The organism is Vibrio algarum (genome assembly GCF_028204155.1).
Taxonomy (GTDB): Bacteria; Pseudomonadota; Gammaproteobacteria; order Enterobacterales; family Vibrionaceae; genus Vibrio; species Vibrio algarum.
In genome coordinates this window covers 860168-882036 of record NZ_JAQLOI010000001.1, presented here as the reverse complement: position 1 = coordinate 882036, position 21869 = coordinate 860168, and the positions used below count along the sequence as shown (strand labels likewise).

Genomic DNA, 21869 nt, shown 5'->3' with positions numbered 1-21869 from the left:
AAAAGTTAAAAAAGGCACGTGTAGACGTGCCTTCTTAGTTGCATCAACAGGCTAAAATTCTTACTATTCTCTCACTGGAATATTCGAATAATGATTAAAACGAAATATGACCATCTTGCTAGTGCCATAATTTCGTAAGGGACACACTGTGAAAAAATTGCTTTTTGTTGTTTTATTTATCTGCTTCTCAATACCAAGCGCCTTTGCTGCTCCTAGGTACATTGCAGACAATCTGTTCACTTATATGCATGCCGGCCCTGGTAACGAGTTTCGTATCATCGGCAGTGTAAATGCAGGTGATAAAGTAAACTTAGTCGACGTCAATACCACTGCTAAGTATAGCCAAGTTATCGACGCGAAAGGTCGTAAAGGTTGGGTTGAAAGCCGTTTTGTTACCCGTCAAGCAAGCATGGCGGAACGCCTACCTAAGCTTGAAGAAGAACTAACCACAGTGAAAGAGCAACTCTCCAACGCACGTAAAAATTCAGATGAAGCAAAAGCGGGCTTAGTTCAATCACTAGATTCGCGTAATAAGCAAATTGCGGAGCTAGAACAAAACTACAGTGATATCAGCCAACAACTGACGAGTTCTCAAACTGAAATTAGAGAACTACGCGCTAAGTTAGACACACAAAAAGAAGACCTACTGCTTAAATACTTCATGTATGGCGGTGGTGTAGCGGGTATTGGTTTACTGTTTGGGCTAATTCTCCCACACATTATTCCAAGACGTAAAAAGGCACCAAACGGCTGGGCTTAATACATATGCGTGCAAGTGCTCGCGTGTAGGGCTTACAAAACGTAAAAAGGTTGCTATCGCAACCTTTTTTAATTTGAACAGGCATTAATTACTGCCATTTATTGGTCTATCAACCTTCCCACTCGTAAAGCGCCGGTATTTCTATTACATCACCTTCAAACCCAACCGTGATAAACCTTGGCGTAATAGTCAAGACTTGAACTGAATCATTAACCCAATCTCCTTCATGTCGTTCTACACCATTTATTTTTACCCAACGGCTTTGCTCATTACTGGCGTACATATGAGTTTGGAGATTCATAGCAGGTAATTTGCCTCTAAAGACATACTCATAATTAACTAACTCTATTGTCTCCACCTCATCGGATGAATATTGAGTTTGTTGTGGTTGCGTAGAGCCCTCACCATCTAATGCGTCTTGCACTCGTTCTGCTAGCTCGGAAGAGAGGCCACTTAAGTCGAGTGTGTCTAAATGTAAATCGTCACGTATAGGTTTAGCTTCATTTACAATTCCTGCCGCATTAATACCTGTTTGCTTCACTTGAGGGCTTATATCGGCCTCAACATTATTTATATTAAATTGCGATCTATCTATGGCTCTAAGCTCTGTTAATTCTGGATAAGCGAGAAACGTAACTAACGGCGGTTTAGGTACGCTTTGTAACTGCTTTTGCCTTTCTATCGTTTGCATTGCTCGCTCTGTTTGCTGCTGCCACGATTGCTTAGCGTCATAACCAAGATAAGCGATCGAAGCGATCGGCGGCAGCAGTACTAAAGAAACCATCAATACCAAGTTATTTTTTCTTTTTGGTAGATGCGTGTGATTTAAAATGACAGGAGAGGAGGAATGCATTGTTCTGTAGCCCTGTTCGGACTGTGCCAAAGATTTCATTAATTCAGACATAGTTAGCCCTCCTCTTTGATCAAGATAATTTCAGGGGCAAATTCGGTCGTCATCCGATCAAGTAATTTCAATGTATTTTTACCAACGACACCATCAGCGGACAATCCTTGCCAAGTTTGAAATGCTTTCACACGATTTTCTAACGTAGCATTAAACACCCGAGTATTTAATCTTTCATCCCCTAATACTTTAGCCAACAATAAATCCAATTTTTCGACGCTATTGCCGTTACTGTTTATCTTCAAAACTTGATCAATTTCACTGTACCAAAGTGTCTGATACTCACCATTCCAGTTGGTATTTAACCAATCCGTGGCAATTAAGACTCGCTGAGAGCCATTAATAAGTTCGATCTTGTCATCATAAACCTTATAAAGCACAGCATAAAAATCACCAAACTCACTATTTAAGCTCAATACAACCGGTCTCTTTTCAGCGACAACAGATTGTAAGTTTCCATAGCGAGTTTCACAGTAAAAAGGTGCGTTATTCAATGAACAATCAGCGTCTAGCACCGATGCTTTAATACCCCACAAGCCATATAAAATCTGTGTTGCATTAATTGGGTTTTGGCTCTGTTTAATGAAATCAGCTAATACATCATCAATGCTCTCCTGTTTTTCTATCTTCGATTGATAAACTGGAAGAGGTGTAAGATGAGATTGGACAAACGTTTCTATTGGTTGGTTAAATTTGAATACTAAACCGACCAAAATAATGGCGAGCATAATAGCGCTAAAAAAAGACGGAAATGAATGAGAAGTGTGGGACTGACTCTGTTGAGTTAATGGAGCCTGGAAAGACATTACGTCCTGACACGCCTTTTCGACTTTCTCTACGCTGACTTCTTGTTCCCCGCTGTAATAAGCATACAGCAATGCTTTATCACACACTAAATTGATCAAACGAGGGATACCCTGTGAATATTTAGCAATGACCTTTAATGCTTTAACACTAAACAATGCACGTGGCGCTCCCGCTATCTGAAGGCGAAATTCAACATATTGTTCAACCTCTTTATCCGACAAAGGCAATAGATGATAACGGCCCGTGATCCGTTGAGCCAATTGCCTCAGTTCAGCCGTTTGCAGCTTAGCTTGCAATTCAGGTTGCCCAATAAGAAGCACCTTTAACAATTTCTGACTGTCCGTTTCTAAATTAGTTAATAAACGTAGCTGCTCTAATACCTGAGTTGAAAGGTGTTGTGCCTCATCAATCAGCAATAGTGATTGAATCCCTTTTGCATGGTTTTCGAGTAAATACTGGTGAATACCTTTCGTTAACTGCTTAAGCGTTGCGTTTTCCGGATACTTAACATTAAACTCATCGCATATAGCTTCAAGCAGGTCGTTTTCAGAAAAGGTTGGGTTAAGTATTAAGCCTGCTTTCACATCGTCATTAAGCGATGCTAGCATGGCTTTGGATACCGTTGTTTTACCGGTTCCAACTTCCCCTGTCAGCATGGCAAAACCGCCACCGTCCCCAAGACCGGCTTGAAGATGTCCCATCGCCTCTCGATGGCGGGAACTTAAAAACAAGTATCTTGAACTTGGAACTATCGAAAATGGCATCTCAATAAATCCAAAATAATCCTTATACATTAACCCATCTCTTTTCGTAATGTTTAGTTCGCGTTAAATAGACAAAATGTTGTTATGCAAAGTACCACTGGCTGATAGAATGTAAAGCTTAACTGATTGTTTTTACCAAGGAGCATTGCTTGCAAACTTACCTTGTTGGCGGAGCTGTACGTGATAAATTACTCAATATTCCCAATTATGATAACGACTGGGTCGTTGTTGGTTCTACTGCAGACAAAATGCTATCACTCGGTTTTCAGCCTGTCGGTAAAGACTTCCCTGTTTTTCTTCACCCTAAAACCAAAGAAGAGTACGCGCTAGCACGGACTGAACGTAAATCAGGTCACGGCTATACTGGATTTCAATGTCATTTTTCTCCAGAGGTATCGATAGAAGAAGACCTTATTCGACGCGATCTTACCATTAATGCGATAGCTCAAGATAAGTCAGGGGCCCTCATTGACCCTTACGACGGCCAGACTGATATCAAAAACCTTGTACTTAGGCATGTGTCGGAGGCTTTTGTTGAAGACCCACTGCGTGTACTACGAGTCGCCCGTTTTGCAGCAAAACTCGCCCCACTTGGCTTTACCATCGCTCCTGAGACCATTCAATTAATGAGCAAGATGGTTAACTCTGGGGAACTTGCGCATCTTACCCCTGAAAGAGTATGGCAAGAATGGCATAAGTCATTAATAACAAAACGGCCTGATGTTTTTCTATCAGTGCTAAGGCAATGTGGTGCTCTCAAGGTTATCGTTCCAGAAATCGATCGGCTATTTGGTGTCCCTCAACCGGAAAAGTGGCACCCTGAAATAGATACAGGCATTCATACTCTTATGGTTGCTAAACAGGCAGCGCTAATCTCAGACTCTTCTGTTGTGCGATTTGCAGCACAAGTCCACGACCTCGGAAAAGGCGTAACCCCTAAATCTGAATGGCCAAGCCATAAAATGCATACCCATACAGGATTAGCTATCATTAAAGCAGTATGCGAACGTTTAAGAGTCCCCAATGAATATAAAGAGCTCGCTCTTGCAGTTTGCGCCCAACATTCAAATGTACATAGAGCAGCGGAACTAAGACCTGCCACCTTTCTAAAGATACTGAATAATTTAGATGTCTGGCGTAAACCTGAAAAACTCAATCTAGTATTACTTACCTGTATGGCCGATCACCAAGGAAGAAAAGGTCATGAAGACTCTGCTTATCCACAAAAACTGATTTTTGAGAGTGCTTATAAAACAGCGTTATCTATAAATGTACAAGACGTGATTAAAGATGGTTTTTCAGGAAAGCATATTCGAGAAGAGTCAGACAGAAGAAAAATTGAAGCGATTGCGTTATCTCAACATAGTGTTCGCTAACTATCGTTTGCTAACACATTATTTGTAAGAGCTTATCCCAACTTTCGTGGGGATAAGCTCTTCAGTTATCTTAACCGAAAATCAAAAAACCAAACAGGCCAAAACCGAGTATCAAACGATAGATGACAAACGGTAGCATTCCCATTTTTGAAATAAGCTTTAAGAAGAAAAAAATACAGATATAAGCACTAATGAAAGAGGTCACAATCCCTGTCAGTAGAATACTCAAATGTACCGGTTCACCACTGGTTATCAACTTAAGCCCAAGATACCCACCCGCTAACATAATAATTGGAATAGACATTAAAAAAGAGAAACGTGCAGCGGCTTCTCGGGTAAAGCCTAGATATAAAGCTGCGGTAATCGTTGCTCCAGAACGAGAAGTTCCCGGTATCATAGCTAACGCTTGAGTAATGCCAATAATCAATGATTTTTTACCATCGGCTTGATATTCATCATCTTTCAACGAAGCATTGTTGTCTACCCACCATAACAACAACGCAAATACCACGGTTGTTGTTGCAATGACCCAAGCACTTCTCAAATATATTTCAATAATGTCTTTCATGAATAGGCCAAAGATACAGGCAGGGATTGTAGCAAGCACCAACATCCACGCCAATTTACTCTCTTTTGATCTTTCGCCCTTGAAAATAGACCCCATTAAGGCGGTTAATAGGGTAACAACTTCATGTCTAAAATAAATAATAACCGCGGCAAGGGTTCCCACATGCACGGCCACATCGAATGCTAAGCCTTGATCTTCCCACCCTAAGATTGCAGAAGGCAAAATTAAGTGGGCGGAACTCGATATAGGGAGAAACTCCGTAAAGCCTTGAACTAAGGCAAGTATAAATGCTTCAAAATACGTCATTAAAATTCCATTAATATACAAAATCCACTTCAATAAGGGATTCTAAGTTATCCATCTTCTGCCAAATCTCTTTCACTCTTCTTCCATCATTGGGGATAACCAAATCAGGCACTAGGTCGAATAAAGGTTGAATAACAAAAGGGTATTTAAATATATCTTCTCTAGGTACAGTCGGAGAATGTGGTGATATTTCATCACCAAAAAGTAAGATATCGAGATCTAAGCTTCTATCCTGAAACTTTTTAGCCTCTTCACTACGGCCCCACTTTACCTCTATTTTACGAAGCTCATGTGAAAAATCCGTCAATTTTTGAGTGGTCGTTAGTTCTACAACAAAATTATAAAACGCCTCACTGTCAAAACCGACAGGTGCACATTCATATATAGGTGAGACCCTGATTTGATTATCCAATAAAAAGAGTTCATTCAACGCAGCATGGGTATGCTTTTCCCTATCTACATTGGTGCCAACGCCAATATAAACCTTCGTCATATTTATTTCTTAATGCCTCTTTCAATAATCACACCGACACCAGCGGCCTGTGGAACAGCGCCTGGTTTAGTTAAACGTATGCTTATCCATGGCACGTTAAACTTCATCATAATTAATTCTGCTACTTCTTCTGCAACTCGTTCTACCAATAAAAACCGACCATTCGCTATATGCTCAATAACCGCTGTGCTTACTTTGGAGTAATCTAATGCGTCTTCAACGTCATCACTTTTTCCTGCGGGTTTATTGTCGTGCGCCATTTCTATATCTAGGACCAGCTTCTGTTTGATCTCTTGTTCCCAGTCATATACACCTATGGTGGTAATAACCTCTAGCTTTTCAATAAACACTTTATCAAATGACATTTTTAGTCCTTTCAGTTGTGAGATAGAAGACAAACGCGACTCACCGTTCAATAATACAGGTCGTAATACTACGATTTTGTAAATAGTTTACATGACTCAATGTGCATAGCGAAGAGTGGAAAACTGAATTTCAATTTTTTCTCAAATTTTGAATAACTTATTTTTCACACTTTTTTCTCAGATATGAACAACATCACTCATTTCCCCAACAGGTCGGATACCAAAGGAAAAGAAAACAAAGTATTATTTTCAAACGAGCTATAATGAAGGCTCGTTCGAGAGAATAAGGCTACTAATTCTTGCGCTTAACCACTAGGGATACTTATGACACCATTAGCTCTTGGTATGATCATCTTTGCCTATCTACTCGGTTCTATATCGAGTGCGGTGTTGATCTGTCGGATCCTTAAGCTACCGGATCCGCGAGAACATGGTTCTAAAAACCCTGGTGCGACAAACGTATTACGTATTGGAGGCAAGTCTGCAGCCCTAACGGTATTATTGCTCGATATGTTAAAGGGTACGATTCCTGTTTGGTTGAGTTATTACCTAACAATTGAACCCTTGTACCTCGGTTTAATTGGCATTTCAGCTTGCTTAGGCCATATCTATCCTATCTTTTTTCATTTTAAAGGAGGAAAAGGGGTTGCCACTGCAATTGGTGCAATAGCTCCGATAGGTTGGGGATTAACAGGGTTACTCGGGTTAACATGGTTAATTGCTGCGTTTATAACCAGATATTCATCTCTTGCTGCGATTATTACTGCTCTGTTAGCACCATTTTACGCTTGGGTATTTAAGCCGCTTTATACACTGCCAGTTGCCATGCTTTGCTGTCTAATTTTGCTAAGACATTATGATAATATCCGTCGCCTTATGGACGGAACAGAGCCAAAAATCGGCTCTGCTTCTTAAACCGTTTCGAACACTTCTTACCTAAATAAATAGATCCTTAACGCGGTTCGATTGGAGATAATTGATCAATTGGCCAGCGAGGTTGTGCCTTAATAGACAAATCTGATGACTCATTATTTTTGAGTCTCTGCATACCCGCGTAAGCTATCATCGCGCCATTATCAGTACAAAACTCAGTTCTAGGATAGTAAACTTCTCCGCCTATTTTTTTGGCTAAAGTTTCTAATTCTGTTCTTAGCTGTTTGTTAGCACTAACGCCACCAGCAATGACAATACGCTTCATGCCCGTTTGTTCTAATGCTCGTTTGCACTTAATCACTAATGTGGCACAGACCGCTTCTTGAAACGCGTAAGCAATATCAGCTCTGGTTTGATCATCGTTTTCGTTCGCAGCGATAGTATTAGCAGCAAACGTTTTTAAACCTGAGAAGCTCATATCCAAACCTGGACGATCTGTCATAGGTCGAGGAAACCGGAAACGCCCTTGAGTCCCCTTTTCAGCCAAGCGAGATAACAACGGACCACCAGGATAATCTAATCCCATTAATTTTGCCGTCTTATCAAAAGCCTCACCAGCGGCATCATCAATCGACTCACCAAGTATTTGATATTCTCCAATACTTTTCACTTCTACAAGCATGGTGTGACCGCCAGAAACAAGCAGTGCGATAAACGGAAATGGCGGTGGTGTATCTTCTAACATAGGTGCTAACAGGTGGCCTTCCATATGGTGCACAGGGATAGCGGGCACCCCCAAGCATAAGCAATACTTCGACCTATTGTGGCACCAACCAAAATAGCCCCTACCAAACCAGGCCCTGCAGTATACGCAACACCATCAATATCTTTTTCCGTCAAGTTGGCTTCTTTTAACGCCTCTTTAATGAGAGGAATTGTTTTCTTAACATGGTCTCTTGAGGCCAACTCAGGAACCACTCCACCGTAATCGGCATGCAGTTTTACTTGGCTATACAACTGATGAGAAAGTAGCCCTTTCTCATCATCATAAATAGCGACCCCTGTTTCATCACAGGAAGTTTCAATACCTAAAATACGCATCGTTTTCTCATAGAAATCGGAAATTGACGCAATATTACCTAATCTGAGAAAATTTGACCACGATAATACTTTACAAAGGGGCAGTGATCGGATTAAAATTCCGCACCATTTTTGATCTAGCTGATTAAAGACCGATCGATGAAGATTTGAGTCCAAGGAATCAGCATTAACGAATAACCCCTGAGGTGAAAGGCATATGCCAATAGTTAAAGTACGTGAAAACGAACCGTTCGACGTTGCATTACGTCGTTTCAAACGCTCTTGCGAAAAAGCAGGTATCCTTTCAGAAGTGCGTCGTCGTGAGCATTATGAAAAACCTACTACAGTTCGCAAACGCGCTAAAGCAGCAGCTCAAAAGCGTCACGCTAAGAAGCTAGCTCGCGAAAACGCTCGTCGCGTACGTCTGTACTAATAACTGAGTCCCAAAAAGGAATTTAGTTATGGCTCTTATTGACCAACTCAAAGAAGAGCAGAAAATTGCGATGAAAGCCAAGGATAAATTACGCCTTGGCACTATTCGTTTAGCCTTATCAGCAATCAAGCAACGTGAAGTTGACGAGCGGATCACTCTGACCGACGACGATATCGTAGCAATAATGGTTAAGATGGTTAAACAACGTCGTGATTCTGTATCGCAATTTGAAACAGCAGGTCGCCAAGACTTAGCTGATGCTGAGAAAGCAGAAATTACTGTACTTGAGGACTTTATGCCTCAACCGCTATCAGAAGAAGAAGTCATCGCGCTTATTGAAAGTGCTATCACAGATTCTGGAGCTGCGGGCATGCAAGACATGGGTAAGGTAATGGGTGTACTCAAGCCACAGATTCAAGGGCGAGCAGACATGGGTAAAATAAGTGGTTTAGTTCGTTCTAAATTGGCTTAAATCCCAAATCAATTTAACAAGCCGTGCTATTCTTTTTGGAATGCACGGCTTGTTTGTATCTGCACATCATTGTTCTAAATTTATCAATAGTAAGGTTTTATGGCAGGACATATCCCACGACACTTTATAGATGACCTACTCGCAAGAGTAGATATCGTTGATATTGTCGATTCCCGCGTAAAACTTAAGAAAAAAGGCAAAAACTACGGTGCTTGCTGCCCTTTCCATAATGAAAAAACACCCTCTTTTTCCGTTAGCCAAGAAAAACAGTTCTATCACTGTTTTGGCTGTGGCGTGCACGGCAACTCTATTGACTTTGTTATGGAGTTTGACCGATTAGACTTTGTTGAAGCCATCGATGAAATAGCTTCTGGTTTGGGGTTAGAAGTTCCTAGAGAACAGAGAAGTGGCAGCGGACAATTTAGCAATGCTCCTCGTGCAAATCCGCAAGAAAAACGCGACTTATACGATTTAATGGGAAGCATTGCTCAGTTCTATCGCTCACAACTCAAAGTTTCAGCAAATAAACACGCAATTGATTACCTTAAAGACCGTGGGCTTTCTGGAGAGATAGTACAAAAGTTTGGCATCGGTTTCGTAGCCGATGAATGGGATGCGGTTCGTAAGAATTTTGGCCAGCAAAAAACCACCCAAGACATGTTAGTCACTGGCGGTATGCTTATCGAAAACGATAAAGGTAACCGTTACGATCGCTTTCGTGGGCGAGTGATGTTTCCTATCCATGATAGACGTGGGCGTGTCATTGGTTTTGGTGGACGAGTTATTGGCGACGGAACACCAAAATACCTAAACTCACCAGAAACACCTATTTTCCACAAAGGCAAAGAGCTTTATGGCCTTTACGAAGTACTGCAAGCCTACCGTGAGCCACCTCAGGTACTCGTTGTAGAAGGCTATATGGATGTAGTGGCCTTGGCACAGTATGGTGTTGACTATTCGGTTGCATCACTCGGTACATCAACCACTGGCGACCACCTCCAGTTATTATTTAGACAAACGAATACCGTGGTTTGTTGTTATGACGGTGACCGTGCAGGTAAAGAAGCCGCATGGCGAGCTCTAGAAAATGCGTTGGGCTACTTAAAAAGCGGTAACATATTAAAATTCCTATTTTTGCCTGACGGAGATGATCCCGATAGCTATATACGGGCCCATGGGCAAGAAGCATTTGAACAAGAAGTGAAAAATGCGACTCCATTATCAGAATATTTGTTTAGTAACCTAACGGATCAAGTTCAGGTCGGGAGTGATGAAGGTAAAGCAGCACTTTCTGCCCTAGCCGTTCCGCTTATTGAAAAAATTCCAGACGAGCACTTACAAGCACAACTATTAAAGATATTAGGTCAAAAAACGGGGATATTTTTAGAACACCAGGCCAATATAAAAAAACCAGCTAAAACTGAGACAAAAGCACCACAAAAGATAGCAAAAACCCCTATGCGCGTAGTTATTGCACTCTTAGTTCAGAATCCAAGCTATATTGAATATGTGCCAGATTTAACAAGTGTTCGAGAAATAGCCGTTCCTGGATTAAGTTTATTGATAGAAGTGCTTGATAAATGCAAGACAAATCCCCATATAACCACAGGCCAACTTTTAGAGAATTGGCGTAACCATAAAAATGAAATGATGTTATCGCGTCTAGCTAGTTGGGATATCCCACTCGGCAAAGACGAAGATAATGAACATGATGTATTCATGGATTCACTGGATAAAATTTTTGTCCAGTGCATCGATAAACAGATCGAAACTTTACAGGCTAAAGCAAGAAGTGTCGGCTTATCAGCCGAAGAAAAGAGGGAGCTTCAAGACTTGATCTTAGGAGCGTAACCCATAGTAGCCAGTACAGATTAGATTTGCTATAATTGGCGGTTTGCATTTCGCATACTTTCACCATCACACAGACCTCAAGTTGGATATCGTCTATGGATCAAAATCCGCAGTCACAGCTAAAGTTACTTGTCATTAAAGGTAAGGAACAAGGCTATCTGACGTACGCCGAAGTAAATGACCACCTACCTGCAGAAATCGTAGATTCTGAACAGGTAGAAGATATCATTCAAATGATCAACGACATGGGTATAAAAGTCGTTGAAACTGCCCCCGACGCAGATGAAATGTCCATCAATGAAGATAATAACATCACTGATGAAGACGCTGCTGAAGCGGCCGCTGCTGCACTTTCAAGTGTAGAAAGCGAAATTGGCCGCACTACCGACCCCGTTCGCATGTATATGCGTGAAATGGGTACGGTAGAGCTGTTAACTCGTGAAGGCGAAATTGACATCGCTAAGCGTATTGAAGATGGTATTAACCAAGTTCAATGCTCTGTAGCTGAATACCCGGGCACTATCTCTTATATCCTTGAGCAATTTGATAGAGTTCAAGCTGAAGAGCTACGCCTAACAGACCTTATCTCTGGCTTTGTAGATCCTGATGACGATGGTTCTGCTGCGCCTACCGCGACTCACATCGGTTCCGAACTGGCTGAATCTGATTTAGAAGATGAAGACGACGAAGATAAAGATGATGAGGACGAGGAAGAAGAAGATACAGGAATTGATCCTGAGCTTGCTTTAGAAAGGTTCACTGAGCTTCGTAATACTTATCAAGATATGCAACTTGCCATCAATGAGCATGGCCGCAACAGCAACGCAACTGCTGAAGCAAAAGATGCACTACTTCAAGTATTTAGAGAGTTCCGTCTCATTCCTAAACAGTTCGATTATCTAGTAAATGAACTTCGTACTTCAATGGAACGTGTTCGCACGCAAGAGCGTTTAATTATTCGCCAGTGTGTTGAATATGGAAAGATGCCAAAGAAAGCGTTTGTTCAAGCTTTTACCGGTAACGAATCATCGGAAGCTTGGCTAGATCAAATTCTAGCTTCAGATAAGCCTTACTCGGAAAAGATAAAACGAAACGAAGAAGATATTCGTCGTAGCATCCATAAACTTGCTACGATTGAAAAAGAGACTTCACTACCAGTACAAAACATTAAAGATATCAGCCGTCGCATGTCAATCGGAGAAGCTAAAGCTCGCCGTGCGAAGAAAGAGATGGTTGAAGCGAACTTGCGTTTGGTTATTTCTATCGCGAAGAAATACACCAACCGTGGCCTACAATTCTTGGATCTAATCCAAGAAGGTAACATCGGCCTGATGAAAGCGGTAGATAAGTTCGAATATCGCCGTGGTTATAAGTTCTCTACTTACGCTACGTGGTGGATTCGTCAGGCAATTACACGTTCTATTGCTGACCAAGCGCGTACTATCCGTATTCCGGTTCACATGATCGAAACGATCAACAAACTGAACCGCATCTCTCGTCAAATGTTACAAGAGATGGGCCGCGAGCCACTTCCGGAAGAACTAGCAGAACGCATGCAAATGCCAGAAGACAAAATCCGTAAAGTACTGAAAATTGCTAAAGAGCCAATCTCAATGGAGACACCAATTGGTGACGACGAAGATTCGCACTTAGGTGACTTCATCGAGGATACCACTCTTGAACTTCCGCTAGACTCAGCTACTTCTGGTAGCCTGAAGGTAGCAACAAAAGATGTTCTGGCTGGTTTAACCCCTCGTGAAGCGAAAGTACTTCGTATGCGCTTTGGTATCGATATGAACACTGACCACACTTTAGAAGAAGTTGGTAAGCAGTTCGACGTTACTCGTGAACGTATTCGTCAGATAGAAGCAAAAGCATTACGTAAACTTCGTCACCCTAGCCGCTCAGAAACTCTGCGCAGCTTCCTAGACGAGTAACCACTCCTACTAAGAAGTGGTATAAACTGATTAAAAGGTGAGCACTTGCTCACCTTTTTTATCATTTTCGGTTTAAGTGGATAAAAACTAAGCGCAAATGCCCTATAAAGCATCTAGACAGCTTTGGTAACATCCCCTATAATCGTCAACCTAATTTGGCCCCTTAGCTCAGTGGTTAGAGCGCTCGACTCATAATCGATCGGTCCGCAGTTCAAGTCTGCGAGGGGCCACCAAATTTAAAGGCCTGAGAGCGTTTTTGCTTCTCAGGCCTTTTTCGTTTCTGCTCTCTGTGTAGCAAATATGTAGCATCCAAACACACCTCATCATTTCTTAGTTACACAGTAAATTACTGATTGTGACAACAACGATATACATACTAAAAATCCAATGTTTTAATCACGTTATACAACAATAAATCGAAAAGGTCAGATGGCTAAAAAAAATGAAAGCCTACTAAGAATGCTATTCGAAGCGCCTTGGTGGGTTAGTGTGCTTATATCCGGCTTTAGTTACCTATTTCTAAATTATATATTCCCTAGGTTACTTGTCAGCGACGCAATGGTTTCTCAAGCCTTTCTCAACGCTGCAAGAGACTTATCACCTATGGTTGCATTAGTTTTTCTCTTCCCTGCCCCCTTTGCCTTTTTACGAAGCTATATCTCTAAAAAACGACTAGAAAATACATCTAGTGTAAGTGACATCGCCAAACTTGATTGGATGGAGTTTGAAGCCCTTTTAGGCGAGTTTTACCGACAACAGGGTTACACAGTCAAACAAAAGCTGTCACATAGCTCTGATGGCGGTGTAGACATTAAATTGACCAAAGATAGGAAGGTAAGCCTTGTTCAGTGTAAACACTGGAAGAAACAAAAAGTTGGAGTGAAGGTCTTACGTGAACTTTATGGTGTATTGCTTGATAGCAAAGCTGACAAGATGATTGTCATAACCTCTGGTGAGTTTACTATAGATGCACAGCAATTTGCACAGCATAAAGAGTTCGACCTGATTAACGGCGTACAGCTCGTTTCTATGCTTGCGCAAACTCAGCAATCTAACGACACAGTTAACATTGATATATCTACTCAGGAATATGGCACACCGCTCGGAAATAGGAAGCCCATTGAAACTACCTCTCTATCCACCTGTCCTAAATGTGGTTCAGAATTAACACTTAGAACGGCACGAAAAGGCTCTAACGCAGGTAAGCAGTTTTATGGCTGCATCGGGTTTCCTAAATGTCGTTACACTCGTTCTAAGTAGTATTTGGACAGAATGAGTTGAGCGCTTTGGACGAAATCTACCCTTCAAAGATTTTTCCACTCCCCAAATCGCAAAATGGCACCATTTTCTGGATGCCGAGAATGAAAGGTTCTGGACAAAAGCTTCCACAACCTCATGGGAAATACTTCCAATATAGTGCATACGCAAGCTAATTTCGATACTACCTATTCGTTTTTAAACCTAAGCAAAATTTGGAGCTTTCTTGCTAGTTCCAAGCTTGTTATCCACTTTTTATAGTCTTCCTCTGTCACAGTTTTATTTCTAGATCGTCTAAAGAGTAATAGTCAGAAATCTTTGAGGAAACGCCATGAACCTGCACTTTACAGACTATGTGATAGTTGCATTGACCTTACTCTACGCACTATTCGGTTATCTGATGCTTCGGGGAAAGAAACGTAACAAAGCAGAAATAATATTGACCGGCCTGCTTGGTGGGTTTGTTCTATTAGCAGGCACCGTAAAACTGTTTGACCCATTTTCCATAGTGCTCTTCGAGCAAATTGCTTCCAGCTCGAATCCTGTACCAGACTTAACCAGATGGCTTGCTCTGTCAGGGGAGATTGGGGTTGGTTATTTGATGCTCATAATAGCTTTTTGTCATTCCAGACTTCCCAAAAATCAGACACACTCCATCTTTGTGGTAGCTAATTTACTGATAATAATGATTGGTGTGGTTGATTATACTGTTCAGTATTTCTACGACATTACAGCAATGATCCTACCCATTGATTCTAAGCCTCAATTTATTGGTATTTTGCTGATTGCATTTGCTTTTCGAAACCTGCATATACACAGGGTGAACCATTACAAATATCAAAGAAAAAGCGGGCATCAACGACAATCTGGATGCCACTCTATGAACTTTTTCACTTTTTCGTGTCACACTTTTTTTCTAGAAAGTCTAAATAAAAAATAAAAGTGAAAGGGTTAATAGATGAACTCAAATCTGGAGCAATATGTCAGAAATGCAAAGAGCGGAGATCAAGAAGCACTTGATGTTGTTGTTCGTAGCATCAAAGACAACATTTATGGGTTAGCACTACGGATGCTTGGACATCCTGAAGATGCCGAAGATCAAACGCATGAGATATTGATTAAGGTTATTACGCACCTGAGTGACTTTCGGGAAGAAAGTGCCTTCAACACTTGGGTATACAAAATTGCCTGTAATCACCTACTCACAAAACGTAAACAAAAGAGTTCACATCCAGAACTGACGTTCGACTCTTTTGGCAAGGTTATTACGACCGTCACTATCGATGCTCCTCCTTTAGAGGCATCTGATCCGGAAAGGGGCGTGTTACTGGAAGAAGTCAGGCTCAACTGTATGCAAGGGTCACTCACATGTTTGGAAAGGGATGTGCGAATTGCGGTAATACTTGGTGAATTCGCTGGTGTTACGAGCAAAGAAGGCGCAGTTATATTAGGTACCACCCCGGAAGCGTTCCGGGCTCGTCTTTCTCGTGGCAGAAAAGCGTTACAGAAGTTCATGGGAAGCCACTGCGGATTAGTTAACAAAAAGAATGCCTGTAAGTGCCATCAGCATGCCGCGATGGCCTTAACAAAAGGAAAAAACTTTTCGAAACAGGACACTATTTTAAAGACTGAAGTGGCAGGAAAAGGCAGAAAAGAGCTACTGGCTCATTTAGAAGAGTGCTCTGAAATTGAACGCACCATTGAGATGCTTCGTCAGTACCCGGAATACCAGTCACCGGATTCCTTTTCCCATATTGTGAGCGGGTTAATTGGTTCTGGCAAATACAAGATATTTAACTAAACACTGGGAGAACCAATATGAAAAAGCATAACTGTGAAACGTGTAAACATAGAGCGAAATATGACAAAAATCCAAACTCCCTTTCCGGGAAACTCTGGCGATGGCATATAAATTTTTGTCCGGGTTGGAAAGGTTACATGGCTTCTCTTGAAAGCGAGAAAAAAGACGAAGTGCTAAAGAAATACCATCTCAACTAACCTGAAAAAAATTTCCTTAAATGGAGTAAGCGCTTTCAAAGCATTTAAACCTGTAATGAACTGTGTGCCATAGACAGGAGCATTACTATTGGTGCCATTTATGAACAAGAACATAGATTATTATTTTACAACCGCCTCTCCATTGGCAAATCTGGCTAGCCTAGCTGATGATTTTCTAAGAAGCAGAAGCGATAAGAGTTTAATCTATAAACCGATATCGATAACTCAGATGATTGAAAATTCTATTGAACCAGCCATTGAGTGCAGACTACATTCCATTGCTGACCATTGTCTACCGGACAAAATAGTAATCGCACTTCAAGAAACCAGGAACAATGTAGGAGAGTTTGTAATCAAAGTTTGGTCTGCGCTGTGGCTGTATGACAAGGATTTAAACGATATCAACGAACTTAAAGATATTCTCAGAAGTATGGGCCTAGATGCTGAACTCGTGCTGCGATATGCGAATTCGAAAGATGTTCAATCCATATACAAAAGCAACACTACCGAAGCGATTACCCGCAACAGTCTTGGCTTAACAATGACCGACCAACGAATTTTTGTCAGGTAAATATCAAAACCTCACTCGCGATGGAGTGAGGCTTGAACTTCGGCTATTTAGGTAGCTTAGTTGGTAATTTTTATTGCCAAAGGTAAATTATCTATACAGTCTCAGCATATCTCTTCATGATTTCTTGCTGCACAGCCGTGGCCACTTTTGCTCTGTCATGCCCTTCATTGAGACGTTCTCCAAGTAGTTTTCCGGCAGCTACTGCTGACGCCATCAAATCACTCTGCTTTTCAACTCTTGGAATGATGTCTTCGGTAAATTTAACACAAGAGCCATTTAGAAAAGCGGGTATCCCGACCTGACACGTTTCTCCGTACCCGCAGGTATAGCACGAGGCAGTTCCCTGACCCTGAATTTTTGCCACTGTTTCAATTAAGTTAACCATGCACATTTTTTCAATCTGATCGGCAGGTGCACTTCCCCTTATGCCACCCACGCCAACCGCTACAGCAAGTTTACCCCATAAGGCTTTACCTTCCTGATGCCGGAATTGATAGCAACGTTCAAAAAAGGTCTGTGTAAGGACATTCAGGGTATCAAAATAATTTGGCCCGCCTATCACCAGAGCGTCTGCCTCTAAAAGTTTATCCCGTATGAGGGTGAAGTCGTCTTTTACTGCGCATATATTGTCTTGGGCGCATCGAAGGCAAGCTTGGCAGCCTGAAATTTTTTCCCTCTTAAAGAGATTATCTCATACTCATGTCCGGTGTTTTCTGCAACTGTTTTTACCAGTTTGTAAGTGCCTGATATGGCTTCTCTTCTGGGGCTTCCTGATATTCCCAACACTTTCATTACACATTCCTCATTTTGCTTTTGTTCCAGATTATGGGCGTTTACCTATTTAGACTTTTCCGGAAAAAAAGTGTGACAAGAAAAATGACTTAATAATGAGTTTGTGGAGATGGTTGAAGGTTAATCTTTGTGTTCGATATCAGCTCGGGGGACGAGTATCAAAATGCTTTGATGCTCGCCCAAAACAATAGTAGCGCTGGGTAAGTATAAAAACGCTGTTTAATCTATACTGCGATTCGCCTTAGCTCCAACTTGACCTTATTCATAGAATTTGGGCACTCGAACACTTGGGTATCCGGCCCCTGTCCGATCTCTCCGAATTGAAGGTCAGTTATCGACTTATGGATACTGCTATAAAAAAATCCACAAAAATTACCACATTTGCGGAGACCTAACTCAAATTCATCTCCTGATTTCATACCAATTGAACAAGGGGCCTCACTGGAAATGATTCTAGCGATAACTTTATTCCCAACTGATGGAAAAGCAATGTGTGGTTTGTCTGCTTGTATCTGATTCCCCTCTTTAGCTATGACATGCGAGGATGCTATAGCTACACCAACGCCGACTAGTCCATTTTTTAAAAATTTACGTCTATCCATATCTGATTTTCTCTTTTGTTATCGAACAATATCTCGTGTAATACCCGAACCTTCTGGGCTCGCTCTATAGGCCCATCTCTATTTAGACTTTTTCGAAAAAAAAGTGTGACACGAAAAATCAAATATTTTCTTTACACCTTGCCACATCAGTAATAATTCATGGCTTGGGAAAAGAACAAAATTACTGGCTTAGAAATATCCAGAAGTGAATTCTGCTTTTTAGTGAGGTCGCATAACTATGCAATCGGAGAGCGTTGGTTAGAAATATCTATTTTGAGCAGTTTCGGGAGTTTCTTTTCATCACCTTTTAACTACCCTTCAGCTAAGAAGGTTAGATATGACGCAGCCGAAATATATCAGACATAATTTCTGCAAAATTGAAATGGGACAAAGACGTTTCATGAGCTTACCTCTTCTTGCATGTTCTACTAACAATACTGCATAAAGTAAATCTGACACCACGGAGCGGAGATGCAGGCTTTGTATGAGGAGCTTGTGTCTCAGGGGATTGCTAGTCTGGTGTGTGATATGTTGGTGCGTAGTGGAAATAGATAAACATCACATTTTCAGAATATGAGCGCTTTATTTTTGATTAACTTTTTCATTTGGTAACACCAAAGAAAACCTTAACCAACTAAATGCAAAATAAAAAGCAACTTAAACACTAAGTTCAAGTCGCGAGGGGCCACCAAATATATAAAGGCCTGAGAGCATTTTTGCTTCTCAGGCCTTTTGCTTTTCTTACGTCAAAATACCTTTATTTATCATACCCAAAAGTACAAATACGATTGCATGTTTTATTCTTAATCACGTAGGTATTGATAAATGCGCCACTGCAAGTAATTGAATATTTGAAGCAGCGGTCATATTCACACCGTCAATTCATTAGTACAATTAAGTATCTTTAGCGCATGAGTCAATTCCACTATGAAAGACCATCAACATTTACTTGCACAAGTTAATGAGTTGCGCCTTGAACTATCTTCAGCTAGAAAAATTAACGAGCAATTAACTGATGAGTTAGGAAAAAGCGACCTACGCTTTGTTTTAGCTATGCGCGGAGCAAATGAAGGTGTGTGGGATTGGGATATCGAAACTGACACGGTTTACTATTCCCCTCGTTGGAAATCGATGCTCGGATATGAGGAACATGAACTAGAAGGAAACTTGTCTACCTGGAAATCTCTCGTTCACCCAGATGAACAAAAATATGTTTTAGACAAAGCATCTGAATACTTAATCGGAAACTCAGACGCATTTGAAGTTGAAATGAGAATGCGGCATAAAAATGGCGAGTATATTTATATTCGCTCTACTGCTTTTAAAATTATTGACTCCACAGGCTCGCAGGCAATTCGACTTATTGGTTACCATACCGATATATCTAAACAAAAAGCATCTGAGCTTTTTAAGATAAAACACAGCAGTATTCTAGAGATGATCGCAAAAGGCGTTCCAGCTCTGAAAGTCTATGATGAAATCGCTTTATTGTATGAAAGTAGGCATCCTGGCATGCGCTGTTCTATGTTGGAACTAGATGGTAATGCTCTTCTCCACGGAGGCGCACCAAGCATGCCTAAGGCCTATTGTGATGCCGTGAATGGTTTAATCATTGGCCCCGAAATTGGGTCTTGTGGTGCATCTACTTTCACGGGAAAGCGCGTATTAGTCGAAAACATCGAAACAGATCCCAAATGGAAAGACCTTAAAGAGCAGACTCTTCCACACGGAATGCGCTGCTGTTGGTCGGAACCTATTATGAGTTCGACTAAAAACGTACTTGGGGCATTTGGTATGTATTACGATTACCCCGCTTTACCCAACGCAGAAGAGTCCGCAGATTTGAGTTCAGCAGCCATGCTGACAAGCATTGTCATGGAGCGAGATCACAACCAAAAGCGGATGAGAGAACTCGCGTACACAGACGAACTTACCGGATTTTCAAGTCGCTCTCACCTATATCTCTATCTTGAAGCATTAATTGAGAGATCGACACTCAATGCAAGCCGTTTTGCACTTTATTACATCGACTTGGATAATTTCAAAGGTATCAATGACAGCCTTGGCCACGATGTCGGTGATATTCATCTTCAAGAAATTGCAGAACGACTACTTCTTTTAAATCAGAACATTTATCTCATTTCTCGTTTAGGCGGTGATGAATTTTGTATTCTGCTCGAAAACAATGACGACATAACAACTACAAAGTTAGCCCAAAAATGTCTAGAGGTCGTTTCAAGGCCTTCATTACTTTCAGGAAGAAAGGTTATCCAAACTTGTAGTATTGGCATCGCGCGCTACCCAGAAGATGGTCAAGACCTAAAGAGTTTATTAAAAGCGGCAGATACTGCCCTCTATGACGCTAAAGAAAACGGTAAGAACCAGTTTTCTTATTACCGTAAATCCTTCAGCAACGAGGCTGAGTACAAATTCAAGGTAGAACAATATTTAAGAGAAGCAATCGAAAACAATCAGCTATACATTGAATACCAAACCCAAGTGGATATTCAAACCGGCAAAATTGTAGCTGTTGAAGCTTTATCTCGTTGGCATCATCCAGCATTAGGGCAGGTCCCTCCTTGCGAATTTATCGAGATAGCAGAACGAATTGGTATGATTAAACCATTAACTAAATTCGTGTTGAGAACTGCTTGTACCCAAATTGCCAACTGGAGAAAGTCTGGGGTTAACAATATTCGCGTTGCTGTAAATGTATCCCCTTCGCATTTTCTTGATGCAGAGTTTGTACCGATGGTCCGCAAGGTACTGGAGGAAACACAGATCCCTCCTTCTTATCTAGAATTAGAAGTAACAGAGACGGTTGTCCAAACAAAAGACAAGTACCTATCTGTATTTGCCGCGTTGAGAAAACTCGGTGTATTAATGGCAATAGATGATTTTGGCACTGGATATTCATCATTTGCATCCCTAAAACACCTCAATGTCGACTGCTTAAAAATAGACAAATATTTTTTAGATGATTTTGCAGACCATAAAACCGAACTATTGATAGAGTCAATGATAGGAATGGCGCATTCTCTTGGATACAGCGTTGTTGCTGAAGGGGTTGAACATGTTGAGCAATTAAACTTACTTAGAACACTAGGCTGTAATTTAGCTCAGGGTGATTTTTTTAATAAACCGGAAAAACCAGAAACTATTTATGAGCTTTTATAGCCCCCAAATCTCACAGTTGTAGGGATTTCATTTAGATTTAATCCAATCAAATATGATAGCATCTTGTTAGATAAGTCCGACAATAAAGAATTATGGATCAACAATCAGAAGCACAAAGAAGAGAGTACTTTCGTCTTAGGTACCCAAAAAGCGAACGACCAAGAGCCAAAATTCTTGATCGCGACTTTCGAATTTGTGAGATATCTGAACAAGGCACTCGTATTCTATTTACAAATTCACACCCGGTTTCCCGTGGTGTCACGATTAAAGGAACGATACGTTTCCATGATGGTGTCGAGATTCCTATTGAAGGACGCGTTTTAAGACTAGATGACAACGAATTGGTTGCTAAACTTACCAAAGGCCCCGACCTCAAACGTATGACAGCAGAACAAATTTATCTCCGTAAAAAGTACCCAGGACTATTTTCTAAAACAAAAGATTTCTCTTTTGTAAGATAATCAGCGTTTCGACGGTCTGTTG

Annotated in this window: 20 protein-coding genes, 1 tRNA gene and 4 pseudogenes; 16 read left to right on the top strand and 9 right to left on the bottom strand. The window is 41.1% G+C overall.

Annotated features, from left to right (window positions below; translation table 11 throughout):
• Nucleotides 1-148: 148 nt before the first annotated feature.
• Nucleotides 149-760: a TIGR04211 family SH3 domain-containing protein gene (locus PGX00_RS04370; protein WP_272133252.1), complete on the top strand. Its 612-nt coding sequence runs from the start codon at nt 149-151 to the stop codon at nt 758-760.
• Nucleotides 761-869: 109 nt separating this feature from the next.
• Here the strand turns inward: PGX00_RS04370 and PGX00_RS04365 are convergent, their stop codons facing one another.
• Entirely contained in the window at nt 870-1664 is a 795-nt protein-coding gene (locus tag PGX00_RS04365; RefSeq protein WP_272133251.1) for a general secretion pathway protein GspB, read from the bottom strand.
• A gap of 2 nt (nt 1665-1666) precedes the next feature.
• Nucleotides 1667-3265, bottom strand: coding sequence for an ExeA family protein (locus tag PGX00_RS04360; RefSeq protein WP_272133249.1), 1599 nt, complete (start codon nt 3263-3265; stop codon nt 1667-1669).
• Between the two features lie 107 nt (nt 3266-3372).
• On the opposite strand from PGX00_RS04360, the pseudogene PGX00_RS04355 reads away from it, so the two are divergent.
• Nucleotides 3373-4611: pseudogene (locus tag PGX00_RS04355) on the top strand (multifunctional CCA addition/repair protein); the annotation flags it as partial.
• A gap of 70 nt (nt 4612-4681) precedes the next feature.
• Here PGX00_RS04355 and PGX00_RS04350 read toward each other — a convergent pair.
• From PGX00_RS04350 to folB, 3 genes are read right to left on the bottom strand one after another with little or no spacing between them, the layout of a single operon-like run.
• On the bottom strand, nt 4682-5485 hold the full coding sequence (locus PGX00_RS04350; RefSeq protein ID WP_272133246.1) for an undecaprenyl-diphosphate phosphatase: 804 nt from the start codon (nt 5483-5485) through the stop codon (nt 4682-4684).
• Between the two features lie 10 nt (nt 5486-5495).
• Nucleotides 5496-5978: a 2-amino-4-hydroxy-6-hydroxymethyldihydropteridine diphosphokinase gene (gene folK / locus PGX00_RS04345; protein WP_272133244.1), complete on the bottom strand. Its 483-nt coding sequence runs from the start codon at nt 5976-5978 to the stop codon at nt 5496-5498.
• A 2-nt stretch (nt 5979-5980) separates the two neighbouring features.
• The gene (gene folB, locus PGX00_RS04340; RefSeq protein ID WP_272133242.1) at nt 5981-6343 is read right to left on the bottom strand and encodes a dihydroneopterin aldolase; all 363 of its coding nucleotides are present in this window, start codon (nt 6341-6343) and stop codon (nt 5981-5983) included.
• Between the two features lie 324 nt (nt 6344-6667).
• Between folB and plsY the strand changes: the two genes are divergently transcribed.
• Complete coding sequence (gene plsY, locus PGX00_RS04335) at nt 6668-7258, top strand: glycerol-3-phosphate 1-O-acyltransferase PlsY (RefSeq protein WP_272133241.1); 591 nt, start codon at nt 6668-6670, stop codon at nt 7256-7258.
• A 37-nt stretch (nt 7259-7295) separates the two neighbouring features.
• On the opposite strand, the pseudogene tsaD reads toward plsY, so the two are convergent.
• A pseudogene (gene tsaD, locus PGX00_RS04330) lies at nt 7296-8317 on the bottom strand (tRNA (adenosine(37)-N6)-threonylcarbamoyltransferase complex transferase subunit TsaD).
• 196 nt (nt 8318-8513) lie between these two features.
• Here tsaD and rpsU point away from each other — a divergent pair.
• From rpsU to PGX00_RS04280, 11 genes and pseudogenes are all read left to right on the top strand, one after another.
• The gene (gene rpsU, locus PGX00_RS04325; RefSeq protein WP_004396009.1) at nt 8514-8729 is read left to right on the top strand and encodes a 30S ribosomal protein S21; all 216 of its coding nucleotides are present in this window, start codon (nt 8514-8516) and stop codon (nt 8727-8729) included.
• A gap of 28 nt (nt 8730-8757) precedes the next feature.
• Complete coding sequence (locus tag PGX00_RS04320) at nt 8758-9201, top strand: GatB/YqeY domain-containing protein (protein WP_272133180.1); 444 nt, start codon at nt 8758-8760, stop codon at nt 9199-9201.
• Nucleotides 9202-9300: 99 nt separating this feature from the next.
• A pseudogene (dnaG, locus tag PGX00_RS04315) lies at nt 9301-10584 on the top strand (DNA primase); the annotation flags it as partial.
• A gap of 63 nt (nt 10585-10647) precedes the next feature.
• Nucleotides 10648-11052 (top strand): annotated as a pseudogene (dnaG, locus tag PGX00_RS22870) (DNA primase); the annotation flags it as partial.
• Nucleotides 11053-11138: 86 nt separating this feature from the next.
• Nucleotides 11139-12989 carry an RNA polymerase sigma factor RpoD gene (gene rpoD / locus PGX00_RS04310; RefSeq protein WP_272137918.1) on the top strand — a complete coding sequence of 617 codons (1851 nt, stop codon included), beginning with the start codon at nt 11139-11141 and terminating at the stop codon, nt 12987-12989.
• A gap of 157 nt (nt 12990-13146) precedes the next feature.
• Nucleotides 13147-13222: transfer RNA gene (locus tag PGX00_RS04305), tRNA-Ile, on the top strand.
• Nucleotides 13223-13418: 196 nt separating this feature from the next.
• On the top strand, nt 13419-14249 hold the full coding sequence (locus PGX00_RS04300) for a restriction endonuclease (RefSeq protein ID WP_272133176.1): 831 nt from the start codon (nt 13419-13421) through the stop codon (nt 14247-14249).
• A 328-nt stretch (nt 14250-14577) separates the two neighbouring features.
• Nucleotides 14578-15186 (top strand): hypothetical protein, encoded by a 609-nt coding sequence (locus PGX00_RS04295; protein ID WP_272133174.1) that lies wholly within the window; start codon nt 14578-14580, stop codon nt 15184-15186.
• An 18-nt stretch (nt 15187-15204) separates the two neighbouring features.
• The gene (locus tag PGX00_RS04290) at nt 15205-16047 is read left to right on the top strand and encodes an RNA polymerase sigma factor (RefSeq protein ID WP_272133172.1); all 843 of its coding nucleotides are present in this window, start codon (nt 15205-15207) and stop codon (nt 16045-16047) included.
• A 17-nt stretch (nt 16048-16064) separates the two neighbouring features.
• Nucleotides 16065-16244 (top strand): hypothetical protein, encoded by a 180-nt coding sequence (locus tag PGX00_RS04285; protein ID WP_272133170.1) that lies wholly within the window; start codon nt 16065-16067, stop codon nt 16242-16244.
• 100 nt (nt 16245-16344) lie between these two features.
• Nucleotides 16345-16815, top strand: coding sequence for a DsbA family protein (locus PGX00_RS04280; RefSeq protein WP_272133167.1), 471 nt, complete (start codon nt 16345-16347; stop codon nt 16813-16815).
• Between the two features lie 91 nt (nt 16816-16906).
• On the opposite strand, the gene PGX00_RS04275 is transcribed toward PGX00_RS04280, so the two are convergent.
• The 3 genes from PGX00_RS04275 to PGX00_RS04265 all read right to left on the bottom strand — a co-directional run bounded on the left by PGX00_RS04275 (nt 16907) and on the right by PGX00_RS04265 (nt 18209).
• Nucleotides 16907-17410: a flavodoxin family protein gene (locus tag PGX00_RS04275; protein ID WP_323131696.1), complete on the bottom strand. Its 504-nt coding sequence runs from the start codon at nt 17408-17410 to the stop codon at nt 16907-16909.
• 17 nt (nt 17411-17427) lie between these two features.
• Nucleotides 17428-17607, bottom strand: coding sequence for an NAD(P)H-dependent oxidoreductase (locus PGX00_RS04270; protein WP_272133165.1), 180 nt, complete (start codon nt 17605-17607; stop codon nt 17428-17430).
• Between the two features lie 224 nt (nt 17608-17831).
• Nucleotides 17832-18209: a TIGR04076 family protein gene (locus tag PGX00_RS04265; RefSeq protein ID WP_272133163.1), complete on the bottom strand. Its 378-nt coding sequence runs from the start codon at nt 18207-18209 to the stop codon at nt 17832-17834.
• A 927-nt stretch (nt 18210-19136) separates the two neighbouring features.
• Here PGX00_RS04265 and PGX00_RS04260 point away from each other — a divergent pair.
• Nucleotides 19137-21386: a bifunctional diguanylate cyclase/phosphodiesterase gene (locus PGX00_RS04260; protein WP_272133161.1), complete on the top strand. Its 2250-nt coding sequence runs from the start codon at nt 19137-19139 to the stop codon at nt 21384-21386.
• Between the two features lie 92 nt (nt 21387-21478).
• Complete coding sequence (locus PGX00_RS04255) at nt 21479-21847, top strand: PilZ domain-containing protein (protein WP_272133159.1); 369 nt, start codon at nt 21479-21481, stop codon at nt 21845-21847.
• Nucleotides 21848-21869: the final 22 nt, after the last annotated feature.

What these genes read in the sequence shown, in the direction of transcription:
- PGX00_RS04295 (WP_272133174.1), top strand. Translation starts at nt 14,578, where the DNA reads ATGAACCTGCACTTTACAGACTATGTGATAGTTGCATTGACCTTACTC.
- folK (WP_272133244.1), bottom strand. Translation starts at nt 5,978, where the DNA reads ATGACGAAGGTTTATATTGGCGTTGGCACCAATGTAGATAGGGAAAAG.
- PGX00_RS04255 (WP_272133159.1), top strand. Translation starts at nt 21,479, where the DNA reads ATGGATCAACAATCAGAAGCACAAAGAAGAGAGTACTTTCGTCTTAGG.
- folB (WP_272133242.1), bottom strand. Translation starts at nt 6,343, where the DNA reads ATGTCATTTGATAAAGTGTTTATTGAAAAGCTAGAGGTTATTACCACC.
- PGX00_RS04350 (WP_272133246.1), bottom strand. Translation starts at nt 5,485, where the DNA reads ATGACGTATTTTGAAGCATTTATACTTGCCTTAGTTCAAGGCTTTACG.
- PGX00_RS04260 (WP_272133161.1), top strand. Translation starts at nt 19,137, where the DNA reads ATGAAAGACCATCAACATTTACTTGCACAAGTTAATGAGTTGCGCCTT.
- PGX00_RS04290 (WP_272133172.1), top strand. Translation starts at nt 15,205, where the DNA reads ATGAACTCAAATCTGGAGCAATATGTCAGAAATGCAAAGAGCGGAGAT.
- PGX00_RS04285 (WP_272133170.1), top strand. Translation starts at nt 16,065, where the DNA reads ATGAAAAAGCATAACTGTGAAACGTGTAAACATAGAGCGAAATATGAC.
- plsY (WP_272133241.1), top strand. Translation starts at nt 6,668, where the DNA reads ATGACACCATTAGCTCTTGGTATGATCATCTTTGCCTATCTACTCGGT.
- PGX00_RS04270 (WP_272133165.1), bottom strand. Translation starts at nt 17,607, where the DNA reads ATGAAAGTGTTGGGAATATCAGGAAGCCCCAGAAGAGAAGCCATATCA.
- PGX00_RS04265 (WP_272133163.1), bottom strand. Translation starts at nt 18,209, where the DNA reads ATGGATAGACGTAAATTTTTAAAAAATGGACTAGTCGGCGTTGGTGTA.
- rpsU (WP_004396009.1), top strand. Translation starts at nt 8,514, where the DNA reads ATGCCAATAGTTAAAGTACGTGAAAACGAACCGTTCGACGTTGCATTA.
- PGX00_RS04365 (WP_272133251.1), bottom strand. Translation starts at nt 1,664, where the DNA reads ATGTCTGAATTAATGAAATCTTTGGCACAGTCCGAACAGGGCTACAGA.
- PGX00_RS04300 (WP_272133176.1), top strand. Translation starts at nt 13,419, where the DNA reads ATGGCTAAAAAAAATGAAAGCCTACTAAGAATGCTATTCGAAGCGCCT.
- PGX00_RS04320 (WP_272133180.1), top strand. Translation starts at nt 8,758, where the DNA reads ATGGCTCTTATTGACCAACTCAAAGAAGAGCAGAAAATTGCGATGAAA.
- PGX00_RS04280 (WP_272133167.1), top strand. Translation starts at nt 16,345, where the DNA reads ATGAACAAGAACATAGATTATTATTTTACAACCGCCTCTCCATTGGCA.
- PGX00_RS04360 (WP_272133249.1), bottom strand. Translation starts at nt 3,265, where the DNA reads ATGTATAAGGATTATTTTGGATTTATTGAGATGCCATTTTCGATAGTT.